At 71.7% G+C, this 19,008-nt stretch carries 19 protein-coding genes and 1 pseudogene; 4 read left to right on the top strand and 16 right to left on the bottom strand.

Features of this window, described 5'->3' with window-relative positions; all coding sequences use genetic code 11:
- Positions 1–13: 13 nt before the first annotated feature.
- The 4 genes and pseudogenes from rplS to rimM all read right to left on the bottom strand — a co-directional run bounded on the left by rplS (position 14) and on the right by rimM (position 2,283).
- Positions 14–364, bottom strand: coding sequence for a 50S ribosomal protein L19 (gene rplS / locus ABLE53_RS02105; protein WP_348856909.1), 351 nt, complete (start codon positions 362–364; stop codon positions 14–16).
- Positions 365–580: 216 nt separating this feature from the next.
- Positions 581–973: a GNAT family N-acetyltransferase gene (locus tag ABLE53_RS02110; RefSeq protein WP_348857757.1), complete on the bottom strand. Its 393-nt coding sequence runs from the start codon at positions 971–973 to the stop codon at positions 581–583.
- 93 nt (positions 974–1,066) lie between these two features.
- A pseudogene (gene trmD / locus ABLE53_RS02115) lies at positions 1,067–1,735 on the bottom strand (tRNA (guanosine(37)-N1)-methyltransferase TrmD); the annotation flags it as partial.
- Positions 1,732–2,283: a ribosome maturation factor RimM gene (gene rimM / locus ABLE53_RS02120; RefSeq protein ID WP_348856910.1), complete on the bottom strand. Its 552-nt coding sequence runs from the start codon at positions 2,281–2,283 to the stop codon at positions 1,732–1,734. The pseudogene trmD and the gene rimM, both read right to left, overlap by 4 nt.
- A 148-nt stretch (positions 2,284–2,431) precedes the next feature.
- Between rimM and ABLE53_RS02125 the strand changes: the two genes are divergently transcribed.
- On the top strand, positions 2,432–2,869 hold the full coding sequence (locus tag ABLE53_RS02125) for a pyridoxamine 5'-phosphate oxidase family protein (protein ID WP_348856911.1): 438 nt from the start codon (positions 2,432–2,434) through the stop codon (positions 2,867–2,869).
- Between the two features lie 82 nt (positions 2,870–2,951).
- Here the strand turns inward: ABLE53_RS02125 and ABLE53_RS02130 are convergent, their stop codons facing one another.
- Both ABLE53_RS02130 and rpsP read right to left on the bottom strand, forming a co-directional pair.
- Positions 2,952–3,194 (bottom strand): RNA-binding protein, encoded by a 243-nt coding sequence (locus tag ABLE53_RS02130; protein ID WP_348856912.1) that lies wholly within the window; start codon positions 3,192–3,194, stop codon positions 2,952–2,954.
- Between the two features lie 5 nt (positions 3,195–3,199).
- Complete coding sequence (gene rpsP, locus ABLE53_RS02135; protein ID WP_348856913.1) at positions 3,200–3,706, bottom strand: 30S ribosomal protein S16; 507 nt, start codon at positions 3,704–3,706, stop codon at positions 3,200–3,202.
- A gap of 224 nt (positions 3,707–3,930) precedes the next feature.
- Here rpsP and ABLE53_RS02140 point away from each other — a divergent pair, with 224 nt between their 5' ends.
- On the top strand, positions 3,931–4,809 hold the full coding sequence (locus ABLE53_RS02140) for a VanW family protein (RefSeq protein WP_348856915.1): 879 nt from the start codon (positions 3,931–3,933) through the stop codon (positions 4,807–4,809).
- 63 nt (positions 4,810–4,872) lie between these two features.
- Entirely contained in the window at positions 4,873–6,102 is a 1,230-nt protein-coding gene (locus ABLE53_RS02145) for an MFS transporter (protein WP_348856916.1), read from the top strand.
- On the opposite strand, the gene ABLE53_RS02150 is transcribed toward ABLE53_RS02145, so the two are convergent.
- From ABLE53_RS02150 to ABLE53_RS02170, 5 genes are all read right to left on the bottom strand, one after another.
- Positions 6,099–6,545, bottom strand: a complete 447-nt coding sequence (locus ABLE53_RS02150) for a hypothetical protein (protein WP_348856917.1) — start codon at positions 6,543–6,545, stop codon at positions 6,099–6,101. The two genes, ABLE53_RS02145 and ABLE53_RS02150, sit on opposite strands and share 4 nt — an antisense overlap.
- Positions 6,546–6,615: 70 nt before the next feature.
- Positions 6,616–7,689 carry an amidohydrolase family protein gene (locus tag ABLE53_RS02155; RefSeq protein ID WP_348856918.1) on the bottom strand — a complete coding sequence of 358 codons (1,074 nt, stop codon included), beginning with the start codon at positions 7,687–7,689 and terminating at the stop codon, positions 6,616–6,618.
- An 85-nt stretch (positions 7,690–7,774) separates the two neighbouring features.
- Positions 7,775–9,787: a glycoside hydrolase family 3 protein gene (locus ABLE53_RS02160; RefSeq protein ID WP_348856919.1), complete on the bottom strand. Its 2,013-nt coding sequence runs from the start codon at positions 9,785–9,787 to the stop codon at positions 7,775–7,777.
- A gap of 183 nt (positions 9,788–9,970) precedes the next feature.
- The gene (locus tag ABLE53_RS02165; protein ID WP_348856920.1) at positions 9,971–11,800 is read right to left on the bottom strand and encodes an FHA domain-containing protein; all 1,830 of its coding nucleotides are present in this window, start codon (positions 11,798–11,800) and stop codon (positions 9,971–9,973) included.
- A gap of 68 nt (positions 11,801–11,868) precedes the next feature.
- Positions 11,869–12,237, bottom strand: a complete 369-nt coding sequence (locus ABLE53_RS02170; RefSeq protein ID WP_348856921.1) for an NYN domain-containing protein — start codon at positions 12,235–12,237, stop codon at positions 11,869–11,871.
- A 57-nt stretch (positions 12,238–12,294) separates the two neighbouring features.
- Here ABLE53_RS02170 and ABLE53_RS02175 point away from each other — a divergent pair, with 57 nt between their 5' ends.
- Positions 12,295–12,651 (top strand): PPOX class F420-dependent oxidoreductase, encoded by a 357-nt coding sequence (locus ABLE53_RS02175; protein ID WP_348856922.1) that lies wholly within the window; start codon positions 12,295–12,297, stop codon positions 12,649–12,651.
- 13 nt (positions 12,652–12,664) lie between these two features.
- On the opposite strand, the gene ffh is transcribed toward ABLE53_RS02175, so the two are convergent.
- From ffh to ABLE53_RS02200, 5 genes are all read right to left on the bottom strand, one after another.
- Positions 12,665–14,254, bottom strand: a complete 1,590-nt coding sequence (gene ffh / locus ABLE53_RS02180; protein WP_348856924.1) for a signal recognition particle protein — start codon at positions 14,252–14,254, stop codon at positions 12,665–12,667.
- 246 nt (positions 14,255–14,500) lie between these two features.
- Positions 14,501–16,714, bottom strand: a complete 2,214-nt coding sequence (locus ABLE53_RS02185; RefSeq protein ID WP_348856925.1) for a [protein-PII] uridylyltransferase — start codon at positions 16,712–16,714, stop codon at positions 14,501–14,503.
- A gap of 45 nt (positions 16,715–16,759) precedes the next feature.
- Positions 16,760–17,098, bottom strand: coding sequence for a P-II family nitrogen regulator (locus tag ABLE53_RS02190; protein ID WP_348856926.1), 339 nt, complete (start codon positions 17,096–17,098; stop codon positions 16,760–16,762).
- Between the two features lie 186 nt (positions 17,099–17,284).
- On the bottom strand, positions 17,285–17,623 hold the full coding sequence (locus ABLE53_RS02195; protein WP_348856927.1) for a P-II family nitrogen regulator: 339 nt from the start codon (positions 17,621–17,623) through the stop codon (positions 17,285–17,287).
- Positions 17,620–18,900, bottom strand: a complete 1,281-nt coding sequence (locus tag ABLE53_RS02200; protein WP_348856929.1) for an ammonium transporter — start codon at positions 18,898–18,900, stop codon at positions 17,620–17,622. The genes ABLE53_RS02195 and ABLE53_RS02200 overlap by 4 nt, the downstream gene beginning before the upstream one ends.
- Positions 18,901–19,008: the final 108 nt, after the last annotated feature.

Genomic DNA, 19,008 nt, shown 5'->3' on the forward strand with positions numbered 1-19,008 from the left:
CCGTGCGGGGCGCTCAGGCCTCGCGGCGCTCCTTGATCTTGGCCTTCTTGCCGCGGAGGTTGCGCAGGTAGTACAGCTTCGCGCGGCGGACGTCACCACGGGTGACGACCTCGATCGTGTCGAAGATCGGGGAGTGCAGCGGGAAGGTGCGCTCGACCCCGACGCCGAAGGAGACCTTGCGGACGGTGAAGGAGCGGGAGACGCCGGCGCCCTGGAGGCGGATCACGACGCCCTGGAAGACCTGGATGCGGGACCGGTTGCCCTCGACGACCTTCACGTGCACCTTGACGGTGTCACCGGCCCGGAACTCCGGGAGGTCGTCGCGCTTGATCGAGTTGCCGAGCTCGGCGAGAACGTTGCTCATGTCTCTCCTCGCGAGTGCCACAGGTCAGCCGCGGTATTCGAGTGGATCTTCAGGTGTGGGTCGCGTCGTGTGGCCGGCGGCGTACGGTTCCCCCTGTGGCAGGAGCCCGACGCAGACCCTCCGCGCGCTTGCTCCGGAGCGGTCCTTCGGCCGACGAGACCGAAGACAAAGTCTGCCACAGCGGTCGTACGGCCCGAAAATCGCTGACCGGCGCCGTCAGCGACGCGCCTTCGTCAGCGTGACCGCGGTCGGGCCCGGCGAGGGCAGGTCGGGCCGCAGCCGGAAGCCGGCCCTCTTGTAGAACCGGTGGTTGCGCTCGCTCTTCGCCCCGGTGAACAGCCAGAACAGCCTCACGCTCGACGGCGCGACCGCCTCGATGTGCTCGAGCAGCGTCCGCCCGAGCCCGCCGCCCTGGAGGTCGGGCGCGACCATGAGCCGGCCGATCTCCCACTCGTCGCCGTTGACCAGCCGCCCGCGGACCGAGCCGACGAGCCGCCCGGCCTTCCTGACGACGTAGGTGTCCCAGGTGCCGATCGACTCCTCGAGGTCCGCCAGCGTCTCGTGCAGCGGCGGGATCTTCAGGTCATCGTTGATGATCGCCTCCTGCATCCAGCAGGCCCGCTGCAGGGTGAGGATCTCGCCGGCGTCGCCGCGGGTGGCGCGGACGATCTCCCACTCCCCCGCGACGCGGCTCGGGTGGAGCAGGTCCGGCCGGCGGGCAGCGGTCCGCTCGACCGCCTGCTCGTGCCGCCAGGCGGCGATCTTCGCGTGGTCGCCGGAGAGCAGGACGTCGGGTACGCCGAGGCCGCGCCACTCGGCGGGCTTGGTGTAGACGGGGTACTCGAGCAGGCCGTCCTCGTGCGACTCCTCCAGGAGCGACTCGGCGTTGCCCATGAACCCCGGCAGGAGGCGTACGACGGCCTCGGTGATCGCCAGCGCGGCCACCTCTCCCCCGTTGAGCACGTAGTCGCCGAGGCTGATCTCGCGCACCTCGGCCCGGGTCGCGGCGTGGTCGAGCACGCGCTGGTCGATTCCCTCGTAGCGGCCGATCACGAAGACGAGCCGCTCCTTGCTCGCCAGCTCGCGGGCGGCGGCCTGCGTGAACGGCGCACCCGACGGCGTCGTGACCACCAGCGTCGCGCCGTCGATCGCCAGCTCGTCGAAGGCCTCGCCGAACGGCTCGGGCTTCATCACCATCCCGGCGCCGCCGCCGTACGGCGTGTCGTCGACGGTGCGGTGCCGGTCGTGGGTCCACCGCCGCAGGTCGTGGACGTGCAGCTCGATGAGGCCCCGCTCGACCGCCTTGCCGGGCAGGCTCAGCCGCAGCGGCTCGAGGTAGTCCGGGAAGATCGTCAGGTAGTCCAGTCTCACTGCTCGTCCTCGGGAAGCGGCGTGACCAGCCCCGGCCGGTCCGCGACGACGACCCGCCCGCCGTCGAGATCGACGACGGGCACCAGCGCCTTGACGAAGGGCACCAGCGCGTCGCGACCGTCCGGCGTACGGATCGTGAGCAGGTCCTGGGCACCCCCGTGGACGAGCGATGTGATGCTGCCGATCTCGCGGCCGTCCTCGTCGTACGCCGCGAGGCCGACGAGCTGGTGGTCGTAGTACTCGTCGGGATCCTCGGGGCTCTCGTCCGCGGGCAGCTCGGCGTACAGCATCGTGCCTCGCGCCGACTCCGCGTCGTTGCGGTCGGTGATCTCCTCGAACGCGACGAGCAGCCTCGTCTGGTGCCACTGGGCGCCCTCGACGGTCAGCTCCTTCACGGCGTACGACGAGCCCCTCGGCGGCTGCGCCCGCAGCACCGAGCCGGCGGCGAAGCGCCGCTCCGGCTCGTCGGTGCGTACGTCGACGGTCACGAAGCCGCGGACGCCGTGCGGCTTGCCGATCCTCCCGACCAGGACCTCGATGGACTCCACGGTGGAGAGCGTAGGGCGTACGACGGCGGCGCCGTGAACCGCGGATCAGGTGGTAGATCCGCCTCCGGACCTTCGACCCTCACTTAGGTCACTCCCGGTCGTGACCGCACGGGCCTACGGTGGAGGTAACCGACCACGGGAGGCAGAGATGACCAGCGGGACCGACGAGCTGATGCGGGAGCTGACCGAGGACGAGTGCTGGGAGTTCCTGAGGTCCCAGGAGCTCGGTCGGCTCGCCTTCCGGATGGTCGACGACGTCCACATCGTGCCGATCAACTACGCCGTCGACGAGCACACCCTGCTCTTCCGCACCGCCCCCGGTGACAAGCTGCTGGCCGTCATGCTCGGCGGCAAGATCGCCTTCGAGGTGGACCGCTTCGACGAGGAGCACGCCGAGAGCGTCGTCCTGCGCGGCACCGCACGGTTGCTGGGTGAGGACGAGGCCCACCGCGCCGAGTTCGTGCCGCTGCGGCCGTGGGTCGGGGCGGAGAAGTACGACGTCGTCGAGATCTCCCCCGAGGTCCTCACCGGTCGGGCGTTCCGCCTCGACCGGCCTTGGCTGCACATGATGCGGCACGAGGGGTGAGCTGAGGGGCGGCCGGGGACGCCGAACGGGCGCCACCCGGAAAGGGTGACGCCCGTTCGTCTGTGCTAGGTGGGCCGCGGGCTCAGCGCTGCCGGTCGACGTCCACGAAGTCGATCCGCGCGCCGCCCTTGCCGGCGAGCGCGCCGATGACGGTGCGGAACGCGGTGGCGGTGCGGCCGCCGCGGCCGATGACCTTGCCCAGGTCGTCGGGGTGCACGCGCACCTCGAGGACCGAGCCGCGGCGCAGCTGCTTGTCGCGCACGACCACGTCGTCCGGGTGGTCGACGACCCCGCGGACGAGGTGCTCGAGAGCCTCGGCCAGCATCCGGATCAGGCCTCGGCCTCAGCCTCGGCCGGAGCCTCCTCGGCCGGAGCCTCCTCGGCCGCGGCCTCGGCGGGAGCCTCGGCAGCCGGAGCCTCCTCGGCCTTCGCCTCGGCCTTGGGCTCGGCCTTCTTCGAGGCCTTCTTGGTGACGGCCTCGGTGTCGGCGGAGCCGTGCGCCTCGGCGAGCGCCTTGTTGAAGATCTCGAGCTTGTCCGCCTTCGGAGCGGCGGTCTTCAGCGTGCCCTCGGCGCCGGGGAGGCCCTTGAACTTCTGCCAGTCACCGGTGATCTTGAGCAGGCCGGCGACGGCCTCGGACGGCTGGGCGCCGACGCCGAGCCAGTACTGCGCACGCTCGGAGGCCACCTCGATGAGGGACGGGTCCTCCTTCGGGTGGTACTTGCCGATCTCCTCGATCACCTTGCCGTCGCGCTTCTTGCGGGAGTCGACGACGACGATGCGGTACTGCGGCACCCGGATCTTGCCCAGGCGCTTCAAGCGGATCTTGACGGCCACTGTCGGTGGTATTCCTTCGGAATCGAATTCGGGTGAAGGGACCGCGTCCGGAGTGGGGACACCGGCAGGTCGCTTCGATGGGCTCTGCGTCGTCCGGGTGAGAGGGTCCGGGCGCGCAGGACTCGACGGCCAAGTCTGCCAGACACCCGGGGCCACGAGAAATCCACGGCCGGCGCCGGGGACCGCCAGGCAACCAACCCGCCCCGGCTCGCGTCAACCCCGGTGTGACCGTCCTCGAGGAACGCCCCGTCGTACGCCGGGAGCCGACGTACGACGCCCCGCCGCGCCTGCCCCTCAGCCGGCGCCACCCGTGGCTCTATCCGTGGGCGGTCCGCGCCCACCGCGTACGCCGCAGCGTGTCGTGGCTGCTCTCCGACGCCCGCTGGGCCGCCGACCGCTCGGACGAGGACCTCCCGGTGCTGGTCAAGCGCCACGGCTCGCTGCTGCTCCGACAGCTCGAGGGCGCGCAGATGCGGCTCCAGCACAACAAGGTCGTCAACCTCCGCCTCGCCTCCCGCCGCGTCGATGGCCTGCTGATCCGCCCGGGCGAGACGTTCAGCTTCAACAAGGTGGTGGGGAACTGCACCCGCCGGAAGGGGTACGTCGAGGGGATGCGGCTCTCCAACGGCGAGGCGACCAGCGGCGTCGGCGGCGGCATCTGCCAGCTCGCCAACCTGCTGCACTGGATGTTCCTGCACTCCCCGCTCACCGTCGTCGAGCGCTCCGAGCACAGCTTCGACCCCTTCCCCGACAGCAGGCGGGTGCTGCCGTGGGGCGTCGGCTGCTCGATCGTCTACAACTACGTCGACCTCGTCGTACGCAACGACACCCCGATCACCTTCCAGCTCCGGGTCCGCGTCGCCCGCAAGCACCTGCGCGGCGAGCTACGCGCCGACCGGCCCACCGCCGTCTCGTACAAGGTGGAGGCCCGCGGCGAGGAGTTCGTCCGGACTACGTCAGGCCGCGTATACCGCCGCAACGAGATCTGGCGGACGCTGGTCGACAAGCGCACCGGCGACCGGATCGGCGAGGAGTGCGTGAAGCGCAACTGCGCCCTCGTGAAGTACGTCCCGGAGGCGTCCCGCATCACCGACCTCCGCTGAGCCCGGGTATCAGCGCTGGGGCGGGGCACTCCTGTCCATCGCCGCCTGCCCCGGAGGTCAGCCATGTCCCGCACCACGCTGCGCGTGCTCGGCTCGCACGCGCTGGCGTCGACGGCGATGTCGCTGGTGTGGCCGCTGCTGCTGCTCCGTATCTTCGACGAGTACGGCGACGGCCTCGTGCTGGGTGCCGCAGCGGGCGCACGGATGCTCCCGTACGTGGTGCTCTCGTGGTGGGTCGCGCGCCTCGCCGACCGGCACCGCCGCGACCTGATCGTGCGCGTGACCCTGATCGCCCGGCTCGGGCTCCTCACCGCGACGATGCTCGCCCTGGCCACCGACCACGCGGTCCTCGGGGTCGTCCTCGCCACGCTGGCGATCGCCGCAGCGACCCCCGCCTACCCGGCCCTGGCCGCCGGGATGCCGCGACTCGCCGGCGCGCACAGCGAGCGGGCCACCGACCTCCTGGTCACCATCGAGGTGGCCGGGTGGGTCGTCGGGCCGGCGATCGGCGGGCTGCTGCTCGGGGTGCCGTGGCTGGTCGGCCCCGTCTCCGTCGTACTCTCCCTCGGCGCTGTCGCCGCCTATGCCGGCGTACGACAGCCGAGGCCCGCACCCGGCCGCCTGGCTGCGCCGCCGTCAGGGCATCGCGGTCCGAACCGCGCCCTGGGCGGCCCACTCGGCAGCCCGCTCCGTCGGGCGCTGGCGGTGCTCATGCTGGTCAACCTGGTCGACTCCGCGGTCGCGGTGGGCGTGCTTCCGCTGGCGAAGGCGGAGTGGGGCGGCGACGGGGCGTACGGCCCCGCCGTGGCCGCTCTCGGGTTCAGCGCGCTCGGCGGCCCGCTCCTCTCGCTGCTCGCCCGCGGCCCGGTCTCGCGCGCCCGGCTCGGCTTCCTCCTGGTCGCCGGCGGCCTCGGCCTGGTCGTCGTCTCGGGGTCTGTCTGGTGGGCGCTCGCACCGCTCGCGCTGGTGGGCGCGTCCACGGTCGTCGTGGAGTCGGCGGCGACCGCGGCGATCCAGGAGTACGCCGACGACGACCGCCGCGCCGGGCTGCTCGGCCTCGCCGACACCGCCATGGTGGCGGCCGCGCTCGTCGGCTCGGTCCTCGCCCCGCCGCTGGCCGACACGATCGGCGCGGTGCCCGCGATCGGGTCCTTCGCGGCGGTCGCAATGCTGCCGCTCCTCGGCGTGCTCGTCGCGTCGCGGGCGGGGCTGCGCGCGGTCCATCTGCCGCACCCGCGGCACGCCGGCGACGTCCCGTCCCGCGGCGACGTGCGGGAGCCGGCGGAGTCCTAGCCACGGAACCACCGGCGCGCGCGGGCGGCGTACATCGCGGCGACCGCCCCGAGCACCGCGGCCACGTGGACGACGCGGCTGCCGGCGAAGACCCACTCGACGGGCCGCAGGTGCGGGTCGGGGGCGCCGTCGGCCAGCCACTCCAGCGGCCCGACCAGCAGGGAGGCGAGCCCGAGGACGCCGAGGAGCACGGTGAGTGCGAGGGATGCTGCCCGGGAGCCCGCCCGCATCCGGAACGCCAGGACGAGCGCAACGGCGAAGACCACGAGGCGTACGCCGGCGCCCGAGACGATCGCCCCGCCGGAGAGAGTGTGCTCGACCAGTCCGTCGGTGACGACAAGGACGGTCTCGAAGAGGCCGGCGGCGACGGCCAGGAGCCAGAGGCGGAAGGAGATCTCGACGGCGCGCGGGACGGTGGCGGTGTCAGTGTCAGTGAGGACCATGCCTCCAGGCTCGGCCGTCGGGCCATGGATGACGACCGTGCGACCACCCCGACCGGTGGTGGTGCAGGCCCTACCCGACGACCCGGCCGCGGAGCACGACGGCGGCCGGCCGGGCGAGCACGCTGAGGTCGGCGAGCGGGTCGGCGTCGTACACCACGAAGTCGGCGGGGTCGCCCTCCTCGAGCCCGGCGTTCCAGCCCAGCCACTCTCGGCCGCGCCAGCTGGCGGCGCCGAGGGCGTAGTGGGCCGGCAGCCCCAGCTGGTGCATCGCGAGTACCTCCGAGTGGAGGATGCCGTGGCGCTGGACCCCGCCGCCGTCGGAGCCGGCGTAAAGAGCGACGCCCGCCTCGTACGCGCTCATGATCGTCTCGCGGCGGCGGGCGAAGAGGTCGGTCATGGTGGTGGCGTACGCCGGGAACTTGGCGCCGGCCTGCTCGGCCAGGCTGGGGAAGATCTCCAACTGGAGGACGGTCGGCACGAGGGCGATGCCCTTCTCCGCCATGGGCTCGATCAGGTCCGGGGTCAGGCCGGTGCCGTGCTCGATGCAGTCGATGCCGGCCTCGATCAGCCCGGGGAGGACGTCGCGGCCGAAGCAGTGTGCGGTCACCTTGGCACCGTGGTCGTGGGCGACCTTGACCGCAGCGGCGAAGTCCTCGGCCGGAAAGCTGGGCCGCAGGTCGCCCTCGGCCCGGTCGATCCAGTCGCCGACGAGCTTGACCCACCCGTCGCCGCGGCGGGCCTGGTGCGCCACCGCCTGGCGGAGGTCCTCGGGCTCGACCTCCTCGGCGTAGTTGCGCATGTAGCGCTTCGTCCGCGCGATGTGGCGACCGGCCCGGATCAGCCGCGGCAGGTCCTCGCGCTCGTGGATCCAGCTGGTGTCGGCGGCGCTGCCGCAGTCGCGCAGCAGCAGCGCTCCCCCGTCGCGGTCCTCGATCGCCTGCTGCTCGGCGGTCGCCTCGTCGACCGCCCCGTCCATCCCCAGCCCGATGTGGCAGTGGGCGTCGACCAGCCCGGGCACGATCCAGCCGCGCGCCGCGGTCTCCGCGCCGGCCGGCCGCTCGTAGGTGATGCGGCCGTCGACGACGTACAGGTCGCGCGGCTCGCCGTCGGGCAGAACCGGTCCGGAGAAGGCGAGGGCAGTCACGTGAGGCACGTTACAGGCGCCGCGGGACGTCATACGGACGAGGTCGGTCCCCCCGCTCGTCCGGTATGACGTCCCGCGGGCCGGCTCAGTGGCGTACGCGTGTGGTGAGGCCCCAGCCGTACGGGAACAGCGGGTCGTAGTCCCGGTCGCCGACGTTGATCGGCTCCTGGTCGAGCGTTCGCGGCCAGGTGACCGGCAGCCTGCCCGTGTAGGGGTGCAGACCGAAGAGGTCGTCGGCGACCCCGGCTCCCTCGCTGCCCGGCAGCCAGGCGGCGACGAGCGCGTCGACCTGCGAGAGGAGGTCGGGCGGCAGGATCAGCGGCCGGCCGGAGACGACGACGACCGTGCACGTCGCGGCCTGGGAGCAGACCGTCCTCACCGCTTGGGCGTCGGCGTCCGAGAGCGTCATCTTCTGGACCCCGTTGGGCGCCCACAGCGGGCCGTTGTAGTCGCCCGGGCCCTCGGCGTACGGCGTCTCACCGACGACCACGATGCCGTTGGCGTCGCTCGGGACCGGTGCGCTGGCGTCCTCGCTGTAGGTCACCGGCCCGCTGCTGTCCTCCTCGATGCCGGCGCGGATCGTGGTCCCGGGGATGACGTTGTCAGGGTCGCCCTGCCACTGCAGCGTCCATCCGCCGGCCTGCTTGCCGTAGCTGTCGGCGCTGCCGCCGGCGACGTACACCGGCTGCCGCCCGCTCAGCGGCAGCGTCCCGCCGCGGTTGGTGAGCAGGACCTGCGACTCGGCGGCCGCCCTGCGGGCGACGGCGTGGTGGGCCCTGCTGCCGATCGTGTTGATGAGGGACCGGTCGGTGTAGGGGTGCTCGAAGAGGCCGAGCTCGAACTTCACCCGGAGGATCCGCGAGACCGCGTCGTCGATCCGGCTCATCGGCACCAGCCCGTCGTTGACGTCGTCGGTCAGCGTCGCGATGAACTGCGGGGTGCCGACGCCGTCGGAGTTGGGCTCCATGAACATGTCGATGCCGGCGTTGACGCCGAGCGCGACCTGGTTCGCGTAGTCGCCGGGCAACTGCCGGATCGCCTGCCAGTCCGAGATGACGAGGCCCTTGAAGCGCATCGTGTGCTTGAGCCAGCCGGTGATGAGCTGCTTGTTCTGGCTCATCTTGATCGGGTTGCCCAGACCGTCCTCGGTCCAGTCGACGCTGGAGTACGACGGCATGACGGACTGCACGCCGTGGCGGCGGATCGCGTCGACGTACGGCGCCAGCGCGAGCCGGGCGAACTCGGCGTGCGAGACCTCGTCGACGCCCTGGTCGATCGGGTAGGCGGTGTTGGAGAGCGCCTTCGACGGGTCGTACGACGTGAGCCCGTCGCCCGCGAAGTGCTTCGCGGTCGCGAGCACGTGGTCACGGGCCGCCAGGTCCTTGGGCGACGTGCCCTGGAACCCGTCGATCGCGGTCTCGAACCGCTTCACGAGCGCCGGGTCCTCGCCGAAGGACTCGTACGTGCGGCCCCAGCGGTCGTCCCGCGCCACGCAGATGCAGGGGGCGAAGACCCACTGCGGCCCGGACGCCCGAGTCTCGATCGCGGTGATGTGCTCGATCTGCTCGACCAGCCGCGGGTCACGGGTGGCACCGAGCCCGATGTTGTGCGGGAAGACCGTGGCGCCGTACAGGTTGCCGTGGCCGTGGACCGAGTCCACGCCGTACAGGATCGGGATGTGGAGCCGGGTGCCGAGCGCGGCCTTCTGGAAGGTGTCGACCATGTCGGCCCAGGCCTCCGGCGTGTTCGGGTCCGGCACCGACCCGCCGCCGGAGAGCACGCTGCCGAGGCGGAGACTGGTGATGAGACCGGGGTCGGCGGTGACGTCGGCCCGCTCGGCCTGCGCCATCTGGCCGATCTTCTCGGCGAGCGTCATCCGGCTCAGCAGGTCGCTGACCCGGCGTTCGACGGGGAGCCGTGCGTTGAGGTACGCCGGAGCCGCGGCGCTGTGGCGGGCGGTTGCGCCGGCGACCGGTGCGGTGTGGGCTGTCGCGGACGGGACCAGCCCGAGGGCGAGGACGCCGGCGGCGGCCGAGGCGAGCAGCGGCGTACGACGGAATAGATGGCGGAAGCTGACGAGGCGAGAGCGGTGCGGCACAGGGGTCTCCTAGCCCGAGCGAGGTTCGCCCGGCCTCCCCGTCGAGGCCGCACCGGAGCCGCGGCCCGACGGTGGCCGGATGCGCGGCGCGCCCCTCAAGGTAAAAATGTGACGCGCGTCACGTCAACAGCGACCCGTGCGTAACATCCGCGGGCACGCGCATTTCACCCGCAGCGGTGACGCCTACTGCGCCTCCGACTTCGCCTCGTCCATCAGGTCGGTGAGGTAGGCCAGCGGGCGGATCCTGCCGCTCGACTCGCCGTTCTCCTCCTCCTTGAAGGTGGCGGAGGGTACGCCGATGAGCTCGCCGTCGTTGTTGATCGCAGCTCCGCCGGAGTTGCCGGGCGCGATCCGCGCGTCGGTGTCGATCTCGGAGCGCTTCCCGAGCCGCTCGGTGTCGATGAACGTCGAGATCACGCCCTTCGTGACCGTCACCTCGGGGTGCTCGTCCCACGGGTCGGTGTCGCCCGAGCGCGCGATGCCCGGGAAGCCCAGGATCGTCACGTCGTCGCCGGTGTGCATCGCGTCGGAGTCGCCGATCGGCATCGTCGGCAGGTCGAGAGTGTCGGGGTCGACGGGGTCGCCGGAGGCGTCGGCGTAGACCTGGATCACGGCCGCGTCGAGGTGGCCGTCGGCCTCGACGACCTTGGCGCGGTAGTCGGCGTCGCTCGTGTAGTAGTTGTTGTCCGGGTCGGTCAGGTGGATCTCGAGGTAGTCCGGGTTCGGCAGCGAGCTCGGCCCGTAGATGTCGGACAGCCCGTCGGCCTCCGGCTCGGCGACGTGGGCGTTGGTGAGGATCAGCCCGTTCCTCCCGATGATCGACCCCGAGCCGGTCACGAGGCCGTCCCCCTGCGAGGTGTGGACCTCGTACGAGATGAGCACCGTCGCCGCCTGGGCGCGGTCCTGCTCGGCCTGGGTCAGCGTCGCCATCGTGTCGGTCGGCTCGTCGGAGCCGCCGCCGAGGAGGACCGACGCCGTGACGCCGCCACCAACGAGGACGATCACTGCCGCGGCGATCGCGCCGATGGTCAGCATCTTCTTGCGGCGCTTGCGCGCGAACCGGCGTACCTCCTCCTCGGCGCTCAGGATCGGGACCAGCGAGACGGCCTCGCCGGCGACCGGGTGGCCGAGGCGTACGTCGGTGGTCTCGTCGAACTCCAGGTTCGTCACCGGCTTGCCCTTGACATACGACCCCGACTGCGAGCCGTTCTGGAACACCCAGCCGCCCGGCTTCGCGATGATCCGGGCGTGCTGGCGCGAGACGCCCTGGTCGTTGATCGCGATGTCGTTCTCGGGGAGCCGGCCGATGGTGACCGTGGCCGGGTGGCGGAAGCGGTACTCCCTGCCCTCCGCGACCACCAGCAGGTCCGGGCCCGACGGCGGTGGCGTGGCGCCCGGTGGCATCCCGGGCGCGACGATCGGCGCCGCCTTGCCTGGGGCGATGGTCACGTCGTACGCCGCGTCGCCGGGTGCGCCGGGTGCGCCGGATGCGTCGGGTACGCCGGGTGCGCCGGCGGGCGCAGCGGCGGCCGGGGCCGGCGAGCCGGGGACTCCCGACCCGGCGACGGGCGCGCCGGTGGGCGGCGGGTACGACACTGCCGCGGCGCCGGCCGGCGGAGGCGCGGGGGCGGGCGGCATGGCGGGCATCGACTGCTCGGGCGGTGCGGCCGCGGCGGCACCGGGTGCCCGGGGGGCGGGCGGCGGCGGGGTGGCGCCCTGCACCTCCGGGTCCACCGTCAGGCTCGACCCGGGTCCGGCGGGCCCGCACTGGACGAGGGTGCGGCCGGTGATCGGCTGCTCCCTGACCGGCCTGCCGTCCACGAAGGTGCCGCCGGAGCTGCCCACGTCGACGAGGGTCCACCCGGATCGTCCCGGTCTGAGCTCGGCGTGGGCACGGGAGACCGACGTCGCGGAGAGGACCACGTCGGCGTCGATGGAGCGCCCGATCCTCACCACCTTGTCGGGCGGGAAGCTGAGGGCACGGCCGTCGACCTCGATACGCAGCATCGTCATGGCCGCGCTATGCCCCGACGGGGTCCGGTCAAACCTGCGGAACGGTCTGGACCACTCGGCCGATCAGCTCAGAGCTGGTCCAGCAGCCACTGCGGGCTCACCGTGGTCGCGCCCGTCCCCCAGACCCGCGCCTGCAGCATCCGGTCGGCGGTGACGACCACGACCTGCGCGCCGCGGGTGGCGGCCGCCCTCGCCTCGGCCACGATCGTGGCGTCGCCGTCGCGCGGCGCGTGCACGGTGGTGACGTGGCCGTCCCGGCCGGCGCGTACGCCGCCCTTCGCGGCTCCTTCGAGGACCAGCACGATCTCGTCGTACGCCGTGTCGGCGATCAGCAGCGACTCGTGCAGGCGTCTCGCCGCGCCCGCCCGGTCCTTCCACCAACCGTCGGGACGGGCACCGACGACGTTGGCGCCGTCGATGACGAGAACCGTGGACATGGGAGGAGCGTAGGGCGTCCTTGACCTCAACCGCGCTCGAGGTCGGACGATCGAGCCATGGCTCTCACCGACGATCAGCTCGCCTACCTCCGATCGCAGCGACTCGGCCGGCTGGCGACCGTCCGTCCCGACGGCGACGTCCAGAACAATCCGGTCGGCTTCTGGATCGACGACCAGCGCCGGATCGTCATCGGCGGGCACCGGCTCGGGCAGAGCCAGAAGTACCGCAACGTGCGCCACCACCCCCAGGTCGCCTTCGTCGTCGACGACCTGGCGTCCGTCGACCCCTGGCGGCCGCGGATGGTCGAGATCCGCGGCACCGCCGAGACGCTGACCGACCAGGAGACGCCGCCGGGCTTCTCCGGCGAGCTGATCCGGATCACGCCCGCGCGGGTGATCGCCGTCGGCGTCTAGCTCGAGCGGGGCGTCACTTGAGGTACTTCGAGAAGTCCTTCGGGAGGTTGAGCTGCGCGGCAGCGGCCTCGTAGTCGACCTCCTGCTCCTCACCGTCCGGCAGGCCGAAGGGGTTGGCCGGCTTCTTCTCCGCCTGCTTCTCGGCTGCGGCCTTCGCCTGCGCTGCGGCCTTGGCGGGGTTGCCGGAGCGGCGCGCGCCCTTGCCCTTCTTCTGCTTCGGGGCCTGCTTGGCGCCGGAGCGCTTGCCGAAGCCCGCGCCCGGCATCCCGGGCATGCCCGGGAGCCCGCCCCCCTGGGCGAGCTGCGTCATCATCTTCTTGGCCTCGTTGAACCGCTCGACGAGCTGGTTGACGTCGGAGACCTGGCGGCCGGAGCCCTTCGCGATGCGGGAGCGGCGGGAGCCGTCGAGGATCTTCGGGTTGGCCCGCTCGGCCGGGGTCATCGACTGGATGATCGCCTGGATCCGGTCGATCTCGCGCTCGTCGAAGTTCTCTAGCTGGTCGCGGAACTGCCCCATCCCGGGCAGCATCCCCATCAGCTTCGACATCGAGCCGAGCTTGCGGAGCTGCTGCATCTGCTTCAGGAAGTCGTCGAGCGTGAACTCCCCGGTGCCGAGGCGCTCGGCGGCCTTCTGCGCCTCCTCCTGGTCGAAGGCCTTCTCCGCCTGCTCGATCAGGGTGAGCACGTCGCCCATGTCGAGGATGCGCGACGCCATCCGGTCGGGGTGGAAGAGGTCGAAGTCGGTCAGCTTCTCGCCGTTGGAGGCGAACATGATCGGCTTGCCGGTGATCTGGACGATCGATAGCGCGGCACCGCCGCGGGCGTCGCCGTCGAGCTTGGTGAGTACGACGCCGTCGTACCCGACGCCGTCGAGGAAGGCCTGCGCGGTGTTGACCGCGTCCTGCCCGATCATCGCGTCGACGACGAAGAGGACCTCGTCGGGCTGGACCGCGTCGCGGATGTCAGCGGCCTGCTTCATCATCTCGGCGTCGACGCCGGTCCGTCCGGCGGTGTCGACGATGACGACGTCGTACAGCTTGCGCTTGGCCTCGTCGATCGACTGCCGCGCCACCGCGACCGGGTCCCCACCGTGCTCGACACCGTGGGGATTGCCGGGCTCCGGTGCGAAGACGGGTACGCCGGCGCGCTCGCCGTTGACCTGGAGCTGGTTGACCGCGTTGGGCCGCTGCAGGTCGGCCGCCACGAGCACCGGCTGCTTGCCCTGCTCCTTGAGCCAGAGCGCCAGCTTCGCGGCCAGCGTCGTCTTCCCGGCGCCCTGCAGGCCGGCCAGCATGATGACCGTCGGCCCGGTCTTGGCGTAACGCAGCCGGCGGGTCTCGCCGCCGAGGATCTTGACCAGCTCGTCGTTGACGATCTTGACGACCTGCTGGGCGGGGTTCAGCGCCTGGCTGACCTCCTCGCCGCGGGCGCGCTCCTTGACGTTGGCGACGAACTCGCGCACCACCGGCAGCGCGACGTCCGCCTCGAGCAGGGCGATGCGGATCTCGCGCGCGGTCGCGTCGATATCGGCCTCGGAGAGCCGCCCCTTGCCCCGCAGGTTCTTGAACGTGGAGGCGAGCCGGTCGGAGAGCGTGGCGAACAAGTGCAGGTCCTCAAACGCTGATGGATCGTGTCGAGGGTCAAGACTAACCGGCCGACCCCATCCGGGCCGCGTCGGCGCGGGGCGGCGGGGACTGGCGGAGTGGGCGGCGGCGAGCTGGGTTTCCCCGGTCGGCCGGGGAAACCTGACCTTGTGGGGTGTCTGAATGCCCCACAAGGTCGGATTTCCCCTGCCAGCCGGGGAATCCTGAGGCGCCCTCCCACCCGACCAGACCCGAGCGACCGTCGACTACCCCGTCAGCGCCGCACGCACGGCATGCGCGGCCTCGGCGGCCCGCTGGTCGGTAAGGGCGGCGGCGTGGGCCTCTTGGAGGTAGAACACGTCGACCGCCTGCGGGCCGAGCGTGTCGACGTGGGCGGAGCGGACGGCCACCTCGAGCTGCGAGAGGGCATGGCAGACGAGATAGAGGATGCCGGGCCGGTCGGCGGTGCGGACCTCGAGGACGGTGGCCTGCGTGGACGCCTCGGGGCGTACGACGACGGACGGCGCGAGCGTCGTATGCGCTTCTCCGGGGCGCAGCCGGGCGCCGGCGTCGAGGCGTCCCTCGCTGATCGCCTCGAAGCGGGAGCGCAGCACGGCGGCGTCGAGGTGCTGGTCGTCGACGTCCCAGACGGTGACGCCGTACGGCCCCTGCGGCCATGCCCGGCACGCCCGCACCGGGGTCCGCTGGAAGGCGAAGGTGGCGGCGAGGTCGGCGAACAGACCGAGCCGGTCGGGCGCGATCGCGGTGACCCGCGAGCCGTCCGGGAGCGGCTCGACGTGGAAGTACGGCTGCCCGGAATGTACGACGGCGGGGATCTCGACCTCGGCCGGCGGCCGCTCGCTGGGGGCGCTGCCGGTGTCGAGCGCGCGCTGCACCCGGCCGGCCAGGTCGAGCACGAGCCGCGAGCGCCACGCCGACCACGCCTTCGGGCTGGTCGCGCGCGCGTCCGCCTCGGTGAGCGCGGTGAGGAGCTCGAGCGCCTCGGCGCTGCCGACGGTCTCGGCCACCTGTCGGATGGTGACGGGGTCGTCGGGGTCGCGTGTGGTCGCGGTGGAGGCGAGGAGCAGGTGCCAGCGGACGAGGTGGGCGATCAGGTCGGCGGTCTCCTCGTCGAATCCCACGCGCAGCGCGACGTCGCGCGCGATCGGCGCGCCGGCGACGCTGTGCTCGGTGAGGCTGCCCTTGCCGATGTCGTGGAGCAGAGCCGCGAGGAGCAGGACGTCGGGCCGCGCGACGTCGCGGATGAGGTGGGACGCTTCTATACAGGTCTCGACGACGTGCCGGTCGACGGTGAAGCGGTGGACGATAGAGGCGTGCGGGAGCAGCATGATCCGCTCCCACTCCGGCAGGATCCGGGCGAGCGCCCCGGTCTCCTCGAGCGTCTCCCAGACGAGCAGCAGCCCGCGCCCGGACGCGAGCAGCCGGACCAGTAGCTGCCTGGCCTCGGCGGGCCACGGCTCCGGGAGCGGCGCCACCTCCCGCGCCAGCCGGGCGGCCGTCGGCGGGGCCAGCACGACGCCCCGCTCGGCCGCCTCCGCCGACGCGCGGAGCAGCAGCAGCGGGTCCTCGGCGGGCTTCGCGCCGCGCTCGAGCACGATCTCGCCGTACGCCAGCGCGACACCGTCGTCGAGCGGCGTCAGCGCCGGCCGGCGCGGCCCGACCGCCGGCGTACGCTCCAGCGCGGCGTCGACCCGACGCCAGGTCAGCCGGGTCAGGTGGATCATCCGGCGGCCGATCTCGCGCACGTGGACCTGGGCCGCCCGGGCGTCCTCGAGACCGAGTCGTTCGGCGAGGCCGTCCCACATCTCGGGGGCGATCCGGTCGCTCGCCCGCCCGGCGAGCTCCTGCACGAGGTCGCGTACGTCGAGCAGCGCGGTCTTGCACCGATCGAGCTCGCCGTGGGGGACGTCGACCAACCAGCTGGCGACCAGCGCCTTGAGCGCGACGGCGTCGCGGAGCCCTCCCCCGGCCTCCTTGACGTCGGGCACGGAGACGTGGGCGAGCTCGCCCATCAGCTCGTGCCGGCTGAAGGTCATCCGCTTCAGCGCGGGCAGCTGCTGCCGCGCCTGGCGGCGCCAATGGGCGAGCATCGTCGCCCGCAGCCTGAGCGTGAGGTTGGGGTCGCCGGCGAGGTGGCGGATGTCGAGCAGCCCGACCGCGACCCGCAGGTCGGCGCCGGCGGCCTCGAGCATCTCCGAGAACGATCGCACCGCGTGGTCGAGCCGGGCGGCGACGTCCCACAACGGGTACCACAGCTGCACCGCGAAGTCGCCGGGCTCCACTCCGTCGTCGTGGACGAGGACGACGTCCCAGTCGGAGTACGGCGCCAGCTCCCCGCGTCCGTAGCCCCCTACTGCGACAAGGGCGGCCCCGGTGTCGGGGCCGCCCTTCTCGTCGTACGCCTTCGCGCACAGGGCATCGGCCTCAGCGGTCCGCCGCGCCCTCTCCTCGGCTGTCACGGAAGTCCCGAGCCCCCCAATCCCTGTTGGTGCCGTGCGGCCCGATCAGATCGCCGCGTCGTCGCGGTCGCCGGTGCGGACCCGGACGACGGTGTCGAGCGGGGAGACCCAGACCTTGCCGTCGCCGATCCGGTCGGTCTTGGCGGAGGTCTCGATGGCGCCGACCACCGCCTCCACGTCGCCGTCGGGGACGGCGATCTCGATGCGGATCTTGGGGACGAGGGCGACGTCGTACTCGGCGCCGCGGTAGACCTCGGTGTGCCCCTTCTGCCGTCCGTAGCCGCTGACCTCGGAGACGGTCATTCCGGTGACGCCCACGGCTTCGAGAGCGACGCGGACGTCCTCCCACTTGTGGGGCTTGATGACTGCGGTGACGAGCTTCATTTCTCCTCCGACGGGGTGCGGTCGAGAGCGGCACTCACGGTGACAGCCGGCTCATCCGGCTACTCGCATCATGCCGCACGGAGCGGACGCTGCGGGCCCGCCCCGGTGGGAGAACGGCCCGGCCTCCCCGGTCGGGGAAGCCGGGCCGCACTGCCCTCGGATCAATCGAGATGACGCTGACCGGACTTACAGGGCCGCCGAGTCGCGGTCGCCGGTACGAACCCGGACGACCGTCTCGACGGGGCTGACCCAGACCTTGCCGTCGCCGATCCGGCCCGTCTGGGCGGTCTTGACGATCAGGCCGACGATGTCGTCCGCGTCACCGTCCTCGACGACGATCTCGATCCGGATCTTGGGGACGAGGGCGATGTCGTACTCCGCACCGCGGTAGACCTCGGTGTGGCCCTTCTGGCGCCCGTAGCCGCTGACCTCGGAGACCGTCATGCCGGTCACGCCGAAGGTCTCGAGCGCCTCCCGGACGTCCTCCCACTTGTGCGGCTTGATGACCGCGGTCACGAGCTTCACGACAAGACCCCCGTGCCCGGCACGATGTCGTACGCCGACTCGCCGTGCTGGTCGCCGTCGATGCCCTCGACCTCGGCCTCCTCGGTGATCCGCCAGCCCATGGTGAACTTGATCGCGAGCCCGATGATCAGGGTCCAGACGCCACACCAGATGACGGTGAAGAGGACACCGGCGATCTGGTGGCCGAGCAGCGTCAGGTCGCCACCGTAGAAGAGACCGTTGCTGCCGTCCGGGAAGAAGCCGTCCTCGCCGGTCGGGGACTTCACGGTGCCGACGAGGCCGATCAGGACGGCACCGACGATGCCGCCGACGAGGTGGACACCGACGACGTCGAGGGAGTCGTCGAGCCCGATCTTGTACTTCAGGTTGACCGCGAGCGCGCACAGCAGGCCGGCGACCGCACCGACGACGATCGCGCCGACGGTGTTGACGGCACCACACGACGGGGTGATCGCGACCAGGCCGGCGACGACGCCGGAGGCCGCGCCGAGCGAGGTGGCCTTGCCGTGGATGATCCGCTCCATCAGCAGCCAGCCCAGCATGGCGGCCATCGTCGCGACGGTGGTGTTGACGAAGGTGACCCCGGTCTCGGACATGAACTGGGCGGTGTCCTTGGAGCCGCCGTCACCGGCCGCGAAGACGATCGAACCGACGTTGAAGCCGTACCAGCCGAACCACAGCAGGCCGGCGCCGATCATGGTGAGGGTCAGGTTGTGCGGGCGGCTGATCTCCCGGGGCCAGCCGACGCGCTTGCCGATGAGCAGGGCGAGTACGCCGCCGGCCACACCGGCATTGATGTGGACGACCGTGCCGCCCGCGTAGTCGAGGTTCGGGAAGTGCGAGTAGAACCAGCCACCGCCCCACACGTTGTGAGCGATCGGGAAGTAGACCAGCGTCACCCACAGGATGATGAAGACGATCCAGGAGGACATCTTGACGCGGTCGGCGATGGCGCCGCTGATCAGTGCGGCGGTGATGACGGCGAAGGTCATCTGGAACATCACACCGATGTAGCTGGTCCAGTCGACGTCATTGAGCCCGAACAGGTCGAACGGGTTTCCGATCAGCTTGCCGTTGCCGATCCCGTTCCAACCTTCGGACCATCCCCACAGGACGAAGACGATCCCCACGACGCCCATCGCCGTGAAGGACATCATCATCATGTTGAGCACGGACTTCGACCGCGTCATGCCGCCGTAGAACAGGGCCAGCGCCGGTGTCGTCATCATCAGTACGAGCGCCGTGGCCACGATCATCCAGGCGTAGTAGCCGTCCACAGAACCTCCATGGATTCGCATCTCGGGAGGCGAGGGGCCACGACCTCGTCGTCGTGCGCTACCGCACCCGCCTTCATTCGGAGCAACCTTGGTGGTCCGACGTTTCGG

It is taken from the genome of Nocardioides asiaticus, assembly GCF_040049175.1.
Lineage (GTDB): Bacteria > Actinomycetota > Actinomycetes > Propionibacteriales > Nocardioidaceae > Nocardioides > Nocardioides cheoyonin.

Coding starts and splice junctions, on each gene's coding strand:
- rplS (WP_348856909.1), bottom strand. CDS start 364: ATGAGCAACGTTCTCGCCGAGCTCGGCAACTCGATCAAGCGCGACGAC.
- ABLE53_RS02110 (WP_348857757.1), bottom strand. CDS start 973: ATGCAGGAGGCGATCATCAACGATGACCTGAAGATCCCGCCGCTGCAC.
- ABLE53_RS02125 (WP_348856911.1), top strand. CDS start 2,432: ATGACCAGCGGGACCGACGAGCTGATGCGGGAGCTGACCGAGGACGAG.
- ABLE53_RS02130 (WP_348856912.1), bottom strand. CDS start 3,194: ATGCTGGCCGAGGCTCTCGAGCACCTCGTCCGCGGGGTCGTCGACCAC.
- ABLE53_RS02145 (WP_348856916.1), top strand. CDS start 4,873: ATGTCCCGCACCACGCTGCGCGTGCTCGGCTCGCACGCGCTGGCGTCG.
- ABLE53_RS02150 (WP_348856917.1), bottom strand. CDS start 6,545: ATGGTCCTCACTGACACTGACACCGCCACCGTCCCGCGCGCCGTCGAG.
- ABLE53_RS02165 (WP_348856920.1), bottom strand. CDS start 11,800: ATGACGATGCTGCGTATCGAGGTCGACGGCCGTGCCCTCAGCTTCCCG.
- ABLE53_RS02170 (WP_348856921.1), bottom strand. CDS start 12,237: ATGTCCACGGTTCTCGTCATCGACGGCGCCAACGTCGTCGGTGCCCGT.
- ABLE53_RS02175 (WP_348856922.1), top strand. CDS start 12,295: ATGGCTCTCACCGACGATCAGCTCGCCTACCTCCGATCGCAGCGACTC.
- ABLE53_RS02190 (WP_348856926.1), bottom strand. CDS start 17,098: ATGAAGCTCGTCACCGCAGTCATCAAGCCCCACAAGTGGGAGGACGTC.